16 protein-coding genes are annotated in these 14,771 nt (G+C 70.2%); 10 read left to right on the top strand and 6 right to left on the bottom strand.

The genetic code is table 11. The features are described 5' to 3' along the window. The first annotated feature begins 84 nt into the window (after positions 1 to 84). The 6 genes from OEB96_RS30410 to OEB96_RS30385 all read left to right on the top strand — a co-directional run bounded on the left by OEB96_RS30410 (position 85) and on the right by OEB96_RS30385 (position 5,013). Positions 85 to 441 (top strand): hypothetical protein, encoded by a 357-nt coding sequence (locus tag OEB96_RS30410; protein WP_266220297.1) that lies wholly within the window; start codon positions 85 to 87, stop codon positions 439 to 441. Positions 442 to 520: 79 nt separating this feature from the next. Further along, a complete protein-coding gene (locus tag OEB96_RS30405; protein ID WP_266220296.1) occupies positions 521 to 2,269 on the top strand; it encodes a hypothetical protein in 1,749 nt (582 codons plus the stop codon). A 22-nt stretch (positions 2,270 to 2,291) separates the two neighbouring features. Further along, positions 2,292 to 2,927 carry a head GIN domain-containing protein gene (locus OEB96_RS30400; RefSeq protein ID WP_266220295.1) on the top strand — a complete coding sequence of 212 codons (636 nt, stop codon included), beginning with the start codon at positions 2,292 to 2,294 and terminating at the stop codon, positions 2,925 to 2,927. A 142-nt stretch (positions 2,928 to 3,069) separates the two neighbouring features. Beyond that, positions 3,070 to 3,507 (top strand): Yae1 family protein, encoded by a 438-nt coding sequence (locus OEB96_RS30395; protein ID WP_266220294.1) that lies wholly within the window; start codon positions 3,070 to 3,072, stop codon positions 3,505 to 3,507. Positions 3,508 to 3,576: 69 nt separating this feature from the next. Beyond that, the gene (locus OEB96_RS30390; RefSeq protein ID WP_266220293.1) at positions 3,577 to 4,326 is read left to right on the top strand and encodes a hypothetical protein; all 750 of its coding nucleotides are present in this window, start codon (positions 3,577 to 3,579) and stop codon (positions 4,324 to 4,326) included. A gap of 138 nt (positions 4,327 to 4,464) precedes the next feature. After that, on the top strand, positions 4,465 to 5,013 hold the full coding sequence (locus OEB96_RS30385) for a hypothetical protein (RefSeq protein ID WP_266220292.1): 549 nt from the start codon (positions 4,465 to 4,467) through the stop codon (positions 5,011 to 5,013). Between the two features lie 15 nt (positions 5,014 to 5,028). Here the strand turns inward: OEB96_RS30385 and OEB96_RS30380 are convergent, their stop codons facing one another. Then, a complete protein-coding gene (locus tag OEB96_RS30380) occupies positions 5,029 to 5,484 on the bottom strand; it encodes a hypothetical protein (protein WP_266220291.1) in 456 nt (151 codons plus the stop codon). Between the two features lie 103 nt (positions 5,485 to 5,587). Between OEB96_RS30380 and OEB96_RS30375 the strand changes: the two genes are divergently transcribed. After that, on the top strand, positions 5,588 to 6,517 hold the full coding sequence (locus OEB96_RS30375; RefSeq protein WP_266220290.1) for a prolipoprotein diacylglyceryl transferase: 930 nt from the start codon (positions 5,588 to 5,590) through the stop codon (positions 6,515 to 6,517). Here the strand turns inward: OEB96_RS30375 and OEB96_RS30370 are convergent. After that, on the bottom strand, positions 6,510 to 7,433 hold the full coding sequence (locus tag OEB96_RS30370; protein WP_266220289.1) for a tetratricopeptide repeat protein: 924 nt from the start codon (positions 7,431 to 7,433) through the stop codon (positions 6,510 to 6,512). The two genes, OEB96_RS30375 and OEB96_RS30370, sit on opposite strands and share 8 nt — an antisense overlap. An 88-nt stretch (positions 7,434 to 7,521) precedes the next feature. Between OEB96_RS30370 and OEB96_RS30365 the strand changes: the two genes are divergently transcribed. Then, the gene (locus OEB96_RS30365; protein ID WP_266220288.1) at positions 7,522 to 7,968 is read left to right on the top strand and encodes an inorganic diphosphatase; all 447 of its coding nucleotides are present in this window, start codon (positions 7,522 to 7,524) and stop codon (positions 7,966 to 7,968) included. On the opposite strand, the gene OEB96_RS30360 is transcribed toward OEB96_RS30365, so the two are convergent. Beyond that, positions 7,965 to 9,152: an MYXO-CTERM sorting domain-containing protein gene (locus tag OEB96_RS30360; protein WP_266220287.1), complete on the bottom strand. Its 1,188-nt coding sequence runs from the start codon at positions 9,150 to 9,152 to the stop codon at positions 7,965 to 7,967. The genes OEB96_RS30365 and OEB96_RS30360 overlap by 4 nt on opposite strands. Before the next feature lie 179 nt (positions 9,153 to 9,331). Between OEB96_RS30360 and OEB96_RS30355 the strand changes: the two genes are divergently transcribed. Together OEB96_RS30355 and OEB96_RS30350 are read left to right on the top strand one after the other, a co-directional pair. Next, positions 9,332 to 10,645, top strand: coding sequence for an ABC1 kinase family protein (locus tag OEB96_RS30355; protein WP_266220286.1), 1,314 nt, complete (start codon positions 9,332 to 9,334; stop codon positions 10,643 to 10,645). Between the two features lie 225 nt (positions 10,646 to 10,870). Then, on the top strand, positions 10,871 to 11,353 hold the full coding sequence (locus OEB96_RS30350) for a hypothetical protein (RefSeq protein WP_266220285.1): 483 nt from the start codon (positions 10,871 to 10,873) through the stop codon (positions 11,351 to 11,353). Between the two features lie 51 nt (positions 11,354 to 11,404). Here OEB96_RS30350 and OEB96_RS30345 read toward each other — a convergent pair whose 3' ends face one another. The 3 genes from OEB96_RS30345 to OEB96_RS30335 are packed head-to-tail and all read right to left on the bottom strand — an operon-like array spanning position 11,405 to position 14,751. Then, complete coding sequence (locus OEB96_RS30345; RefSeq protein WP_266220284.1) at positions 11,405 to 12,034, bottom strand: TetR/AcrR family transcriptional regulator; 630 nt, start codon at positions 12,032 to 12,034, stop codon at positions 11,405 to 11,407. A gap of 3 nt (positions 12,035 to 12,037) precedes the next feature. Then, positions 12,038 to 13,498 (bottom strand): sodium:solute symporter family transporter, encoded by a 1,461-nt coding sequence (locus OEB96_RS30340; protein WP_266220283.1) that lies wholly within the window; start codon positions 13,496 to 13,498, stop codon positions 12,038 to 12,040. Next, positions 13,495 to 14,751, bottom strand: coding sequence for an alpha/beta fold hydrolase (locus OEB96_RS30335; RefSeq protein WP_266220282.1), 1,257 nt, complete (start codon positions 14,749 to 14,751; stop codon positions 13,495 to 13,497). The genes OEB96_RS30340 and OEB96_RS30335 overlap by 4 nt, the downstream gene beginning before the upstream one ends. Positions 14,752 to 14,771 lie beyond the last annotated feature (20 nt).

Raw genomic sequence — 14,771 nt, 5'->3', positions numbered from 1 at the left:
GCGCACGAGCCGTGGTCCGGTCGGCCCACGCCGCGCGCTCGACCGCTGCAATCGTCGGTCGCGCTCGACATGGGAGCGCGTGCCTTGCTTGCGCAATTCGCCACCGGTAGCAGCGACGTGGAGTCCGTGCTTCGTCGCGCCAGGGATCACGAGCTGCCGGCGCTGGCCTTGGCCGTCACGCACTATCCCGATCGCTTCGTGATCGTCCTGCGGGCCGCGTTCATGGCCACCGTGAACTTCGAACTCGATCCGCGCGAGCAGCAGCTGTTCGAGGATCTGGTCGAGCTCATGGCGCTGACCCGCGAGGACCGCGAGCTCATCCGCGAGGAGGCCAGCAAGCTGGCCGTGGGCGAGCCGGGGCCCGTGCACCCTCGCGTGGCGCTGATGCAGCGCGAGTCGTCGTTGTCCCCGGCCGTGGAGCGGCTCGGTCGCGAGCGGTGACGGCTGGTGCCCACGCCGGACCCGGTCCATCATCGCATCGATGCAGCGCTCGGTGGCGGTGAGAGCTCGGGGAATCGTCGTGGCGATGCTCGTCGGCGCGTGTGGTCCGTCGCCGCGGCCGACGTCCGTGCCGGACGGGGGTGGGAATCCCTCGGCCCCGTCGAGCCCCGGCGGCTCGTGCCCGGCGATCGACTACGCCGCGCTCGAGTCCGACGATCGCAATCCCGACACGCGCACGATTGCGCTCACGCGCGTGTTCCAGCGCGAGGAGGCGCGGGCCGACCTCGTGATCGCACCGGCGCCGTTCGATCTGGACGTGATGCGGATCGCTCGTCCCGGCCCCCCGCCGGGCAAGATGGGGGGCGGGTTCGGTCTGGGGTGGGAGGGCTTCGATGCGCGCTGGGTCGCTGCGGCGACCAGCCCCGAGGTGGAGGCGCCGCTGGCCGCCTGGACCGCCGCGTGGAAGGTGCTCGCCGATCATCAGCGCGGGTCCTACTTGCTCGACCAGCGCGTGCGGTTCGCGGGCTCGGTCGAGCCGCCCGCTGCGTGGGGAGGGCTGCGCTGCGTGGAGGAAGCGGCGGCTCGGGCCGAGCGCGACGAGACCAAGGCCGGCGAAGAGGTCGAGCGTACGGAGCAGGCGCTGCGAGGGGTGCTCGAGGGGTTGCCATCGCTGCGGCCGGGGGACGAGCTGCTGCTGGGAATGCTGCTCGCGGATCGGCTGCCGCATCCGCACGACCCCAAGGACGCCGAGCGGCCGATCGCGTTGTTCACCAAGGTCGTGCGCGACGAGGCGAACGGTCGCGAGCTGCGGGCTCGCGCGGCAGAGCAGCTGGCGCGGGTGCAGGGGCCGGGAGTCGAGAGCTTCGGGCCCGCGCTCGAGCAAGTGCTCGCGCTGACCGAGGACCCGGCGCTGAAGGTCGAGACGCTGGTGAAGCTGGCCGACGTCGCCGAGTACGGGGGCGACGATGCCCGGGCCGAGTCACTGCGCATGCAGGTGATGGAACTGTTCGAGCGGCCGAATGGGGCGCTCGAGCACCAGGCCTGGCGCAAGGCTCGGATCCTGGGCGAGCTCGCCGAGGCTCGGCTCGAGCGTGGGGCGTTCGAGCAGGCACGTGCCGATGCGGCTCGCTGCGCCCAGGAGACCGTGGCCGACTTCCCGCGCGAGCCGGATCCGTGGGGTTGTGCGCCCACCCTGGCCGAGGCGATGGCCGAGCTGGCCGAGGCGCCCGCGGGGGTGGAGGTGCCGCTGGCGTTCCTCGGACCGCTGGCGATCGCCTCGATGGACAGCGCGCTGGCGCGTCGCGACCACGAGCAGGCCGAGCATGCGGGGATGCTGCTGCTGTCCGCGCTGCCCCAGGCGGCGCAGGTTCCCGAGGCCATCGCGATGCTGATGGGGATCGTGCAGACCGAGGAAGAGCGGGCCAGGCTCGCGGAGAAGAAGCTGGCCGAGTACGCACGCGAGGGCCAGTGGACCGAGGCGCAGCGGCAGCGGCTGGCGTGGGACCTGTCGCCCGCGGCGGTGGAGGAGGAGCTCGCGGCGCTGATGAATCCCAGGCGATCGCCCGTGGTGGTGCGCCTGCCCCAGGCGCCGATCGAGCTGACCGAGGATCTGCGCACGCGAGCGACGCTGGCGGGCGAGGCCTGCGCCGACGTGCTGGGCAGCCGCAGGCGGCCGGTCCAGGTGAGCGTGGACACCAGGGGGACGACGCCGGTGGTCACGGTGAAGGGGGCGAAGACCGCGGCCGAGGCGTGCCTCCTGCGAGCGACCGCCTCGCGGTTTCGCAGCGTCGGGCCGGTGCGGACCAGCTTCGGGGTGGCGCTGGAGTAGCAGGTCGGCCAAGCTCTCGGCCATGCGGATCGCCACGCTCTGTGCACTCGTCCTCGTCGCGTCGCTCCCTGCCTGCACCCACGGCAGCGGCGTGCAGGCCAACGAGGAGCGCACCGTCGAGGCGTTCGAGGCGATCGACGTCGGCGGCCCGTTCCAGGTGAGCGTGGAGCTTGGTTCGCAGGTCCACGTGGAGGTCGGGGGCGATGACAACGTGGTGCCCAAGGTACGCACGGTGGTCGAGGGCAAGACGCTCCACGTCGAGCTGCCGGGGTCGGTCTCGCTCGAGCTGCCGTTGACGCTGCGGGTGACCGCGCCGTCGCTGCTCGAGCTCGAGCTCGGCGGGGCCGCGACCGCCGACGTGGGTGGCATCGAGGGCGAGCGCTTCGAGGTCGATCTCGGCGGGGCCAGCACGGCCACGCTACGAGGTCGCGTGCAGTCGTTCGAGGCCGACGTGTCGGGGGCCTCGACCCTCCGGGCCGCCGAGCTCGCCGCCGAGGCGGTCGAGGTGGACGCCAGTGGAGCATCGAAGGCCGAGGTCAGTGCGGCCGAGGCGTTGAAGGCCAACGCCAGCGGAGCGAGCACCATCCGCTACCACGGACAGCCCGGCGAGCTCTCGCGGGATGCGAGCGGGGCCTCGACGATCGAAGCGGCGGGGTAGCGGCAGGTCCCGGCAGATCCCTCGCATCCTGAGTCTCGCCGACGCACGCGAGCACCCAGCCCTGGCGACTCTTGCGGTGATGGTCCACGGCCGTCATCGACGTGGGTCGAAGCGTCTCGGTCGAGTTGCGCTCGAAGCCGTGATGGAGCGTCTGGACGATGGTCGAGAGCGCGATACATTGTTGCTGGAATTGATCCTGTCCTTCTTGGACGAGAGCACCCGTCACGAATTGGAGGAAGAGATGGAGCTGCAGACGACGAAGTGGTTCAGCAAGATGACCAGGCAGAGCTACGCAGATGGACTCGCCCGCGGCCAGCGAGAGGGAATGAGGGAAGGGCGACGCAAGGGCCTGGAGGAAGGCATGCGTTTGGGGGTGGAGGAAGGGCTGCGCAAGAGCGAAGCCGACGGCCTCTGCAAGGGCCGACGCAAGGCGATCGTGCTCCTCCTTCGTTCGCGGGGCCTCGAGCCGACTCGCGCCCAGCGTCGGCGCCTCGATCGCTGCATCGACCTGAAGACCCTCGATGCGTGGCTCCGACGCGCCGCCTCGGTCGACCAGGCTTCGCAGCTGTTCGCGAGCTGAGCCCTCGAGCGCTGGCTTCGTGCATCACACTCGACGCACCCCGCGATCGCGTGCTACCCGACCTCTCCCATGGTCTCCCCTCGCGGCATCTTCGAGCAGTGGACGGTCCTCGAGCATGGACCCATCCAGCCGCTGGCCGACGACGTCTGGTACGTCGAGGGCACGCTGCCTCCTCCGTTTGCGGGAGGCAAGCGCGGCATGACGATCGTGCGAGACGGTGAGGGCAGCCTGCTGCTCCACAACGCCGTCGCCCTCGACGACGCAACCATGAACCAGCTCGAGTCCCTCGGAGAGATCCGCACGATCGTCGTGCCGAGCCGCTCGCACCGGCTCGACTGCGGCATCTTCAAGCAGCGCTATCCCAACGCCAGGCTGCTCTGCCCGCTGAGGGCCCGCCCGTCGGTCTCCGAGGTCGTGGAGGTCGATGGCACCTACGAGGACTACGCCGGCACCGACGCCGTCTCGCTCGACTACCTCCCCGGGGTCCATCCGCACGAGGGCCTGCTGCGCATTCGGTCCTCCGACGGCCTCACGCTGGTCTTCAACGATCTCCTCCACAACATCCTGCGGCACCTGCCCGGCGTCTTCGCTCATCTCTACGGTCGCCTCGCCATCGGCACCGGTCGGCCGGGGGTCCACCGCATGATCGGTCGCACGATCGTGCACGACCGTCCCGAGCTCGCCGCCACGCTACGCACCTTCGCCGAGACGGCCGGCCTCCGACGCGTGATCGTCGCGCATGGCAGCCCCGCCATCCTCGACGACCCCCGCGCGTTCCTGCTCGAGATCGCCGAGCGGCTCGCTCCCGGCCCAAGATGATCCCAAACGATCCCAAACGATCTGCGGACGCGAAGTCCAATTGCCCCCCGCGCCCACGACTGGGCGTACTTCCGCTTCTTCTCGGAGTGATGGTGCGGGCCCTCGCGTGGTCCGGCGGGGTGCTATGGTCGGGTGGCCGTGCGCTGCCCGATCTCTCGTTTCCCCGTGCCGCTCGCCCTCGCGTTGCTCCTGCCGGCGTGTGACTCCCCCAAGCAGGCCCCGCCTGCGACCGCATCGGCCGAGGCCAGCTCGGCTCCGGCCAAGCCCGAGCCGGCGGCCGCCGAGGGCAAGGTCGCCGATGCACCACCTTCGATGGGGCCCGCCGCAGAACCATCGGCGGCGGGAGAGCCCGCGGTGGTCGATGAGCCCACAGCCGCCGACGGACCCGCGGTGGCCGGTGACCTTCCCGCAGCCCCAACGCCCGCCAAGCCCTCGCCGACTCCCGTCGCGGGCGAAGGGGCCAAGGAGGCAGCCGCCCTCCCCGACGCCACCAAGTCCCCATCGCCCGATGCCGCCGACGCCCGCTCCGGCGAAGGCCGTCCGGTCGCTGCCTTCACCGATTGCAGCAAGTCCGAGACCTTCGCCAGCGGCCGCTGCTACGGCTCTCGTCAGGCGGCATGTGATGCGCTGGCCTGCGGCAAGTGCATCGATCTGCGCAGCATGCCGGCCCAGGTCACTTGCGGCTGAATCATCGCCGGCGACTCACTGCGCCATCGAGCACGTCACGTAGACCGTCTCGGGCAGCTCGGCCAGGCTCACCACCAGCACGGTGCGCTTCATGGGAACGGCGCGTCGCCCCAGCGAGGCGTGTCGCACCCACAGCTTCCGTTCCCTGGTCTGCACCGAGAATCCGCCCGTGGCCTCGTTGAGGACCACGGCCCGCACCGCAACCGCGGGCTCGTCTCCGTCCCAGGCTCCCTCGGTCAGGCGCTCAGCCGTCTCGGTGTCGATGGTGACCGCGGGTGCCTCGGTCACCAGGGCGATCGCCTCGTCGACGCGTGACGATGCGACCGGTGCGAACTCGACGTCCTGCCATTCCTCGAAGACGTCGTCGTCGATCGCGTGGTACCAGGGGTCCGCTTCCGTCCACGCCCGGCCTGCGTTGGCGCAGCCCGCATGCAGGATCAGCATCGTCCCGAGCACGTGCGCCCAGCGCATGGCGCTCATCATCACACGCCGTGGCGGTCGTAGGCGTGCTCGTGGGTGCCCTCCGCTGGATTCGCCTGGCAATGGCGTCCACGGGAGTCTAGCGTCGCTCACCATGCTCGACGCGCTCATCCCCTACATCCCCGAGCCCGAGCTGACCCTGACCGACGTCCCGGTCGTCGGCAAGCTGCAGCTCAAGACCTTCGGCCCGCTGGTGGTCGCCGGCCTGCTCGTCGGACGCAATCGGTGTCGCGAGTACGCGCGTCGCAAGGACCTCGACCTCGAGTTGTTCCACCAGTACTTGCTGTGGATGTTGATCATCGCGTTCGCGATCTCCCACTGGGTGTCGGCACTGCTGTACTTCCCCCACGAGGTCGCCAAGCGTCCGTGGGTGATGCTGCAGATCTGGAACGGCCTGTCGAGCGTGGGCGGGTTCTTCGGCGCCTTCGTGGGTGGTGTGTTCTTCCTGCGCGTCTACTGTGCGCGCCGACCCATCGGCGCCCAGCCGGTGCTGGTGTTCTCCGACATCTCCGTGTTCGGACTGCTCGCCGGCTGGTGCTTCGGTCGCGCCGCGTGCAGCCTCGTGCACGACCACCCGGGAAGGGTCGTCGCCGAGGGCACGTTGCTGGCGGTCGGACCCTGGCCCGACGGCACCTGGCGCTACGACCTCGGGCTCATCGAGCTGATGTTCGCGATCGCGCTGATGCTGCTGGTGTACCTCGTGCTGCGCTGGGACCAGTGGCCGCCCGGGCGCCTGACGGGGCTGGCGCTCACCGCCTACGCACCGTTTCGCTTCTTCCTCGACTACCTGCGCACCGACACGGCCGTGCGCGGGGTGCTTCCGATCCCGGACGAGCGCTACCTCGGCCTGACCCCGGCGCAGTGGTTCACCATGCTGTTCCTCGCGATGGGGCTGTGGCTCCTGGTGTGGCGCAAGCCCTCGGAGGACGATCTGCGCTACGCCAGGCAGAGCGATCGCGTGCGGAACGAGCCGCAGGCCAAGCCGGCCGACGCACGTCCTCCCGCGGAAGAGTCGATCAATTGATCGCCGCCAGCACCCAGATCGCGACCCCGCCGGCGAGCGCGAGCAGGACCAGCACGATCGCGACGGTCATCGGCGCGGAGGAGCGCGGCGAGGCGGTGGTGTGCACCGTGGTGAACGCGGCGCGGCTTCGCGGTCCCAGCTCGTTGACCGCCATCCACCCCAGCACCACCTCCCGGCCGTGTCGCTCGATCGCGATCTCCAGCTCCTGCCGTGCCTCGTCGTCGCGGCCCAGGCTCTCGAGCGAGTCGATGCGCAGCTGGGCTCCGAGGCTGGCGCTGGCACCCGTGGCCTGCTGGGCCGGCGGCACCAGCTCGAGCACCCGCGCGTGGTGACCGGCCGCATTGGCCAGCGAGGCCTTGGTCACGCGGATCTCGTCGGCCACCACCTCCGCCAGCCCGGTCGCGTCGCACTGCCCGAGCCACGCCAGCGCGGCTTCGCGCTCGCCGAGTCGGTTGGCGGCTCGCGCCAGGTGGCACCGCAGGATGCAGCGGTGCCCGCGGTCGGGCAGCAGCTCGACCGCCGTCTCGAGCACGGCCCGGCGCGCGAGCTGATCGCCCTGCGCCCCGTGCCCGGTCGCCAGCATGGCCGTGGCCCCGTACAGCCGATAGCCGCCCTCCACTCCGGGTTGGCGACGGGCCTCGTTCCACGCGGCGCGGAACACCGGGAGGGTCTCCGACCAGGGCTTGCCCTCGCAGCCGGTCGAGCGCAGGAACGCCTCGAGGTCGTAGGCCGAGGCCGGCAGCGGCGCCGGCTCGGATCGCGTCGACTCCACCCGACGAGGCTCGATCACCAGCGCGGAGCGGCAGTGACCGCACTCCACCGTGCCTCCGCCCGGGGGCACGCGCTGGGGGGCGCCGCAGTTGATGCATGCGATCGCCCGCACCGCGAAGTCGAACACGGGGCTGGCGGAGGTCATGGTGAGGAACTCGACCCACCGTAGCGCATCGAGGCCTGGGTTGGCCAAGGGCGGTGAGGCGGTCGATCTGGTCTACCATCTCCTCACCATGCCCTTCACCATGGCGCCGCTGCATCTGCCGCCTCGGGTCACCGTGACCCTCGAGGCCCCGCGCGGCACCTTCACCAAGCGCCGCGCCGACGGCTCGCTCGACTTCGTCTCCCCGCTGCCCTCGCCGTTCAATTACGGCTACCTCGAGGGCACGGTGGCCCCCGACGGAGACCCGCTCGATGCGATCGTGCTCGGCCCCCGGCGACGCCTGGGCGAGCGCATCGACACCGAGGTGCTCGCCGTCTATGGCTTCCTCGATCGCGGCCAGCTCGATCCCAAGCTCGTGTGCGGCCCGCCGCCGCTGCGGGCCGTCGATCGTCGTGCGGTGGAGCGCTTCTTTTGGGCCTACGAGCGGCTCAAGCGGGTGATCCAGCGCATGCGCGGGCAGTCCGAGCCCACACGGGCGCTGGGGTGGCTGCCGTTCACCACGCGCGGATCGAGCTAGCGTACGCGCCGAAGGCCCCGGCGGCGGCGCCAGCCCATGCCCAGAACGCCCAGCAGCATCAGCGCCCAGCCCTCGGGAGCCGAGCGATCCGCAGCGGTGCAGCCGCACCCACCCGCGGTTCCCTCGTCGTCGGCTCCGGGATCGCTCCCCGTGGACTCGTCGCCGGTGGCGTGTGGTGGAGGCGTACCGCTCGTGCCCTCGGAGGTGCCACCCGAGTCGTCCACCCCCGTCTCCGAGCTGGTCGAGCCCGGCGCGCCCGTCGTGCCCGTCGTGCCCGTGTCACCCGTGTCTCCGGGCTCGCCCGTGTCGGTCCCGCTCTCGGAGCCCACACCCACCCAGCACCCTTCATAGAGCTGCATCTCGCACTCGAGGAACAGCTCGTCGTTGGACAGGCCCGCCCACGCGCCGCCCCCACTGCTGTTGATCTCGGTCCCGTCGGTGCAGGTGCACTCGAGCAGATCCTCGGGATCGTTGTCGATGATGCACTCGCCGAGGCGGCTGCTGCACTCGACCCAGGGCGGAGGAGGCAGCGGTCCCCCGCACAGGCCCACGAGCTGCGTGCCGCACTCGGTATGGAGCTCCAGCTCGGAGTAGCCGGCCCACATGTTGCCCCCACCGAATCCACCGCCGTCACCATTGGCGCACTGGCAGGCGAGGAGGTCGGAGGGGACGTTGGCGATGGTGCACTCGCCATTGCCGTTGTTGCACACCACGCTTCCGGGCGGCGGTACGCAGATCATGTCGAGCTGGGCCTCGCACTCGGCGGCCAGCTGCACGTCGTCGTAGCCGGCCCAGGCCATCCCGCCGGCCACTCCCCCGGAGCTGCCATCGAGGCACCAGCACTCGAGCGAGTCCTCGGGCTCGTTGTCGATGATGCAAGAGCCCAACACGCCCCAGCACTCGACGTAGTCGGGGGGCACGAACGGCCCGCAGAAGTTGGCCAGCTGATCCTCGCAGATCGGCTGCAGCTCCATCTCGGTCAGGCCCGCCCACATGTTGCCCCCGCCACCCCCACCGCCGCTGCCGTCGGCGCACGTGCAGTCGATCCAGTCGAAGCCGTCGTTGCTGACCGAGCACATGCCATCGGCGCTCATGCAGTTGGCGGTGGCGGCCGCGGCCAGGCGCGGAGCGGCCAGGATGACCAGGCACGAGGCGAGGAGGGGGAGCTTGCGGTGGAGATCCATGTCGTTGGTCCGATGAAGGGGGCAGGGGGCGGGGCCTCGCCCATCGAGGCCCCGCCCAAACATCTCCACCGCGGGCTCGATCCGTCACGGGCTCGGGGATGAATCTGCAAAAAGGCTCGTGTCGCGCACCCGCCGCCCTTGGCAGCCCGGCGCGATCACAGCATGCTCGCCCCGCGCGCATGTCCGACGACGCCAAGCTCCCCACCGGCCGTCTCGGTCGCCTGGCTCGGCTGGCGCGCGCGGGTGCCAGCAGCGGGATGGCGCTGCTGCGCAGCACCGATGCCACCAGCGCTGGTGCCGACAAGGCGGCCCAGATCCTCGGACAGCTGCGGGGGGTCGCCACCAAGGTCGGCCAGATGGCCAGCTACGTCGACGGGGTGATCCCCGAGGAGCGCCGCGAGGTGTTCGAGGCCAGCATGGCCAAGCTCCGCGCCGCCGCGCCGCGCTCGTCGACCTCGCAGATCCGCACATTGGTGGAAGAGGAGCTGCGGGCCCCCATCGACCAGCAGTTCTCCGAGTGGGACGACGAGCCGATGGCCAGCGCCTCCATCGGTCAGGTCCACCGGGCCCGCACCATCGAGGGCCGAGTGGTCGCGGTGAAGGTGCAGCACCACGGCATCGTGGAGGCCATGGAGGCCGACCTCAAGAACGCGGGCCTGTTCGACGTGATGGCGCGGACCTTCGGGCTCGGCAAGATGGAGGTGGGTCGTCTGGTGCAGGAGGCTCGCACGCGCTTTCGCGAGGAGCTCGACTATGCGCTCGAGGCCAGCCGCCAGGAGGCATTCGCGCAGCTCCATGCCGACGATCCGCGGATCATCATTCCCCCCGTGGTGCGCTCGCACAGCACCCGCCGCGTGCTGACCACCGCCTTGATGGACGGCATGTCGTTCGAGCAGGCCTGCGAGGCCGACGCCGAGCACCGGCGCCGCTGGTGCGAGACGCTGTGGCACTTCGTCTACGGCTCGATCATGGTCGGCGGCATGTTCAACGCCGACCCGCACCCCGGCAACTACCTGATGCAGCCCGACGGACGCGTGGTGTTCTTCGACTTCGGCTGTGTGGAGACGATCTCCCTCGAGCGTCGGGAGCTGATCCTGCGGGCCCATGACGCGGCGGGTGATCGCGATCAGCCGCGCTTCGACGAGGCCGCGGCGACCATGCTGATGGTCGCGCCCGGCCGCCATCGCGAGCGCGTGCTCGAGTACATGCACTTTGCGCTCAGCCCCGTGTTCCGCTCGCCGTTCCACGTGACCCGGCCGTTCGCGGCCGAGGTGGTCGAGCGCTTCAAGGGCATGGCGGTCGAATTCGCCAAGCTGCCCAAGGGGCAGTTCGTGCAGATGCCCCCGGGAATCCTGTTCCTCAATCGGCTGCAATTCGGATTCTTCTCGATCCTCGCCCGGCTCGATGTCGAGGTCGACTACGCCGCCGTCGAGCGCGGGTTCGTACCGCGCGGCTGGGCGGCGCTGCGCGAGGCCCAGCAGCGCGGACCCTGAACCCGGGCGCGCGCCTCCGCGCCTCCGCGCCAAGGCCTGCAACGCCACCCGTGGGGGAGCGGTCGAGCGCGGGCGTTCCGCCTCGCAGTCGGCTCGTCGGCTCGTCGGCCCGTCGGCTCGATCCCGGCGGGCCGATTCTTCGTGGTGGCTCGCGGGTCGCTTGCCGTTCCTGCGCCGCGGACTAGGAAGGCGCTGAGAACGAAACCACTGCGAGAGGAGCACACCATGCAAAAGCCCATCATCATCGCTGCGTTCGCCCTCGGATTGCTCGCCTGCAAGCAGCACGACACCACCAAGTCCCCTGCGGAGGGCGAGCATTCTTCCGCCGCCGTTGCGGACGGCCAGTCGGTCGACGCCTACGGCGACGAGTCGTACGAGGAACCCGCGACCCCCAAGGAGGTGATGAAGGATCCCGACTACGGCGAGCGGGTCACGCTCGAGGGCGAGGTCGACGTCGTCTACGACCCGCGCACCTTCTCCATGAAGGCGGGGATCTTTCAGGACGACCTATTGGTCGTCGCCCCCGCCGAGCTCGTCGCGGAGGCGCTCGTCGCTCCCGACAAGGTCCGCGTGACCGGCACCGTGAAGAAGATGGTCGTCTCCGAGGCCGAGCGCGAGTACTCGATCGACTTCGACAACGCCGTGGAGGTGAAGTGGGAAGACCGGCCCTACCTGGTGGCCGAGTCGATCGAGAAGCTGCCGGACTGACGACGAGCAGGCGCTCGGCGCCGAGCCCTTCGGGAGCGGGGAGCACCGGCGTCAGCCGTCCTCCCCCTCCCGCCGTCGCAGCCCGTCGCGGATGAACCGCACCATGTCCTCGATCACCGCCTCCGACGGCAGCTCGTTCTCCCACAGCACCCAGCGCATGCCCACGAAGTCCAGGATCCCCATCAGCATGTAGACCAGCGCCTCGGGATCGAACCGGCGGATCTCGCCCTTGTCCATCGACTGCTCGAGCCCGCGCCGGTACCCCGCGGAGAGCTCGCGGTAGTACTCGCGAAACAGCTCCTCGTCGACGAACTCGGCCTGCCGCACGATGCGGTAGAGGTCCTTGTGCTCCTGCACGAACCGCAGGAAGGTCAGCGCGCCCACGCGCTCGAGCTCGAAGCGGTCGGGATCCACGAGCGCGTCGGTGGCGGCGCGAAGGCTGCGGCGGAGCTTGCGGTTCAGCTCCCACACCAGCTCCACGAACACGGCCTTCTTGCTGGGGAAGTACACGTAGAACGTGCCCTGGGCGACCCCGGCGGCGCGGGTGATCTCGACGATCGAGGCGCGCTCGTAGCCCATGTCGCCGAACACGGTCTCGGCCGCGGCAAGCAGCTTGTTGCGGGTCCGCTGGCCGCGGGCGGTGGCCGGTCCCGTGGCGGGGGCGCTGGAGGAGGACGACACCGATCAGGGCTCCGAGGCGGCGGGGACGGGCGGGCGCACGAGCAACGCGACCACCGTGAGCATTACGCTGCCCAGGATGGCCCAGCAAGCCGAGACCGCGGGGTTGTCGATGCCGCCCACCAGGTGCAGGCCCAGGTGCAGGATCAACCCCGTGGCCGCCGCCGCGCCCATCAGCTTCGCGGGCACGGTCCCACGCACCATCACCCCGCACACGATCGGCACGAACGATGCCGCAGCCAGCCCGTAGACCCCCTTCTGTGCGAACAAGCCCACCAGCTTCGGTGGGTCCACCGCCAATGCGAATGCGAGCAAGCCCACGCCGACCAGGACGTAGCGGGACAGGCGCAAGCCACCTGCGGCGTCCTGGGGTCGCAGGCGCAGGTAGAGGTCGTGGGTGACCATGGCCGAGAGCGCCACGAGGATCCCATCGAGGGTGGACATGCCCGCGGCGAGCAGGGCCACCAGCACCACCGTGGTCACCACCTGACCCGGCAGCCCCCCGCCGAACGCCTGGGCCACGTACTTGGCCACCACCGTGTCCTGGGCCTCCACCGGCACCTCGAGCCCGTCGAGGCGCGCCCACAGGCCCACGAACAGGCACAGGGTGTAGATCGCACCCATGCCGATCGAGGTGGCGAGGAAGCGGTTCACGTCGCGATCGCTTCGCAGGTAGAGCACCTTGGTGAGGATGTGCGGCTGCATCATCAACGCGAACGTCACCACGAACGCGCTGATGAACACCGAGAACACGCTGTAGTAGAGCGAGCTCTGCGGGTTGATGGCGCCGGCGTAGCTCTCCGAGACCGAGCGCAGCGCGGGCAGCAGGCCTCCCTCGAAGTGCGACGCGCCGCTGCTGAACAGCATGAGCGCCACCGCGGCCATCAGCACGCCCTGGACCGCGTTGGTGTAGGCGTGCGCATAGGTGCCGCCCATCAGCACGTAGCTGAACACCACCACGAGCACGGCCACCAGCGACCAGACGTAGGACAGCCCGCACAGCTGCTGCACCAGGATCGCGCAGCCCACCATGATGAGCACCACGAAGGTGACCGACAACAGGTTGATGAGCGCGAAGAACAACGCGAGCGCGGGGCTGCCGAAGCGAGCGCGGATCCAGTCGGGGATCGTCAGGCACGCATGCTTCTCGCCCACGCGCAGAAAGCCCTTGCACACGACGACCAAGCCGAACGCCACGCCGGCCTGGGCCGCGACCCCGTAGTGGAGCAGCGCCGACAGCCCGTGGGTGTAGACGAAGCCGGGGTTGATCACGAAGGTGGCGGTCGAGGCGATCGACGAGGCCATCACCACGCCCACCAACCCCGGGCTCATGTCCTTGTTGCCCACGCTGAAACCCGCCAGCGTGGTGGTCTTGCGCATCCCCACCCACGACAGCCAGTACACGACGCCCAGGTAGAGCCCGAGCAGGCCGTACTTGGTCAGCGCGATGGACGTGGTCTCGCTCATGGCCGACGTTCCTGGTGGAGGGCCTCGGCATCCGGACCGGTGACCGCGGGGGTCGTCGCTTCGTCCGATGCAGAAGGATCGGAGGCCGGGTCGGAGGCCGGGTCGGCGTTCGGGTCAGAAGCCGGATCAGCGTCCGGATCGGAGACCGGAGCCGTGACATCGGCCGGCTCCTGCGGCTCGCCCGGCTCCTGCGGCTCGGTCACCTCCTCGACCGGGGCGGCCGGGGGCGGCGGCAGGGTCGACAGGAACGTCATCACCGCGTCGTTCCACGTCTCGGCCTGTTCGAACTGCGCCATGTGGCCCGACCGCGGCAGGATCACCAGCTCGGCGGTGGGCAGCTGCTCGACCGTCTGCTTGGCCATCCGCTCGGTGCTGCCCCCGTGCAAGAACGGATTGGGGATGAGCTGGTCGTACTTGCCGAACAGCACCAGCACGGGCACCTCGATCCGGGGCAGCTGGTCGTAGACGGGCTCGTCGAGCATCGCTCGCACCGAGCGCGAGACGGCCCGGCAGTACTGCGGGAAGTCGGGGCCGCCGATCACCTGCACGCGGTCGTCCACCATGAAGTGGGCGCCCTGGGGCATGCGGTGGAAGTTCTGCGTGTGCCGGGTGTAGATGGCCTCGGGCGTGGCCTTGCAGGTGAACTCGTCGGTCACCGCGTCGGCCAGCCACTTGGCCTCGCCGTCCTCGAAGGTCTCGAGCCCCGCGGGCGAGGCCAGCACCAGGGCGCGTGCCTTGCCGGGGTAGCGCAGCGCGTGGGTGAGCGCGATCTGGCCGCCCATGGAGTGGCCCACCAGCACCGGGTTGGACAGCCCGAGCGCCTCGATCACCCCCTGCACGGTGGTGGCGAAGAACTCCATCGAGTAGGGGTAGGCGTCGTCCTTGCTGCTCTTGCCGTAGCCCGGCAGATCGATGGCGACGACCCGATGGCGCCGAGCCAGCGCGGCCACGTTGTTCTTCCACGCGGGCATGTAGCTGCCCAGCCCGTGGATCATCACCAGCGTGGTCTCGGCGTGACCAGCGTCGGGACCAGCATCGGGACCAGCATCGGGACCATGCTCGCTGTACGCGACCTCGACCTCGCCCACGCGCACGGTCTTGGTCACGGCCATGGGCTCGGGGTACGACAGCTCGGCGAAGGCCAGGCGTGCGGGGGGCTTGCAGGCGAACATGGTGGAGCACCAAAGGACGGCCAGCATGGTCATCAGGATCGAGCGAAGCGGCGAGCGCCGCGGGTGGGAATGCCTCGACATCGGGACCTCCAAGAGCATCG

Origin of the sequence: Paraliomyxa miuraensis, from assembly GCF_026337845.1 — a bacterium.
In the GTDB taxonomy this organism is placed as follows: Bacteria; Myxococcota_A; Polyangia; order Nannocystales; family Nannocystaceae; genus Paraliomyxa; species Paraliomyxa miuraensis.
The sequence above is the reverse complement of the archived record's forward strand: the minus strand, read 5'-3'. Positions and strand labels throughout refer to the sequence as shown.

Bases quoted from the DNA above. Each gene is read 5' to 3' on its own strand.
- OEB96_RS30370 (WP_266220289.1), bottom strand. From the start codon at position 7,433: ATGACCTCCGCCAGCCCCGTGTTCGACTTCGCGGTGCGGGCGATCGCA.
- OEB96_RS30365 (WP_266220288.1), top strand. From the start codon at position 7,522: ATGCCCTTCACCATGGCGCCGCTGCATCTGCCGCCTCGGGTCACCGTG.
- OEB96_RS30340 (WP_266220283.1), bottom strand. From the start codon at position 13,498: ATGAGCGAGACCACGTCCATCGCGCTGACCAAGTACGGCCTGCTCGGG.
- OEB96_RS30395 (WP_266220294.1), top strand. From the start codon at position 3,070: ATGGAGCGTCTGGACGATGGTCGAGAGCGCGATACATTGTTGCTGGAA.
- OEB96_RS30375 (WP_266220290.1), top strand. From the start codon at position 5,588: ATGCTCGACGCGCTCATCCCCTACATCCCCGAGCCCGAGCTGACCCTG.
- OEB96_RS30355 (WP_266220286.1), top strand. From the start codon at position 9,332: ATGTCCGACGACGCCAAGCTCCCCACCGGCCGTCTCGGTCGCCTGGCT.
- OEB96_RS30360 (WP_266220287.1), bottom strand. From the start codon at position 9,152: ATGGATCTCCACCGCAAGCTCCCCCTCCTCGCCTCGTGCCTGGTCATC.
- OEB96_RS30380 (WP_266220291.1), bottom strand. From the start codon at position 5,484: ATGCGCTGGGCGCACGTGCTCGGGACGATGCTGATCCTGCATGCGGGC.
- OEB96_RS30350 (WP_266220285.1), top strand. From the start codon at position 10,871: ATGCAAAAGCCCATCATCATCGCTGCGTTCGCCCTCGGATTGCTCGCC.
- OEB96_RS30400 (WP_266220295.1), top strand. From the start codon at position 2,292: ATGCGGATCGCCACGCTCTGTGCACTCGTCCTCGTCGCGTCGCTCCCT.
- OEB96_RS30335 (WP_266220282.1), bottom strand. From the start codon at position 14,751: ATGTCGAGGCATTCCCACCCGCGGCGCTCGCCGCTTCGCTCGATCCTG.
- OEB96_RS30390 (WP_266220293.1), top strand. From the start codon at position 3,577: ATGGTCTCCCCTCGCGGCATCTTCGAGCAGTGGACGGTCCTCGAGCAT.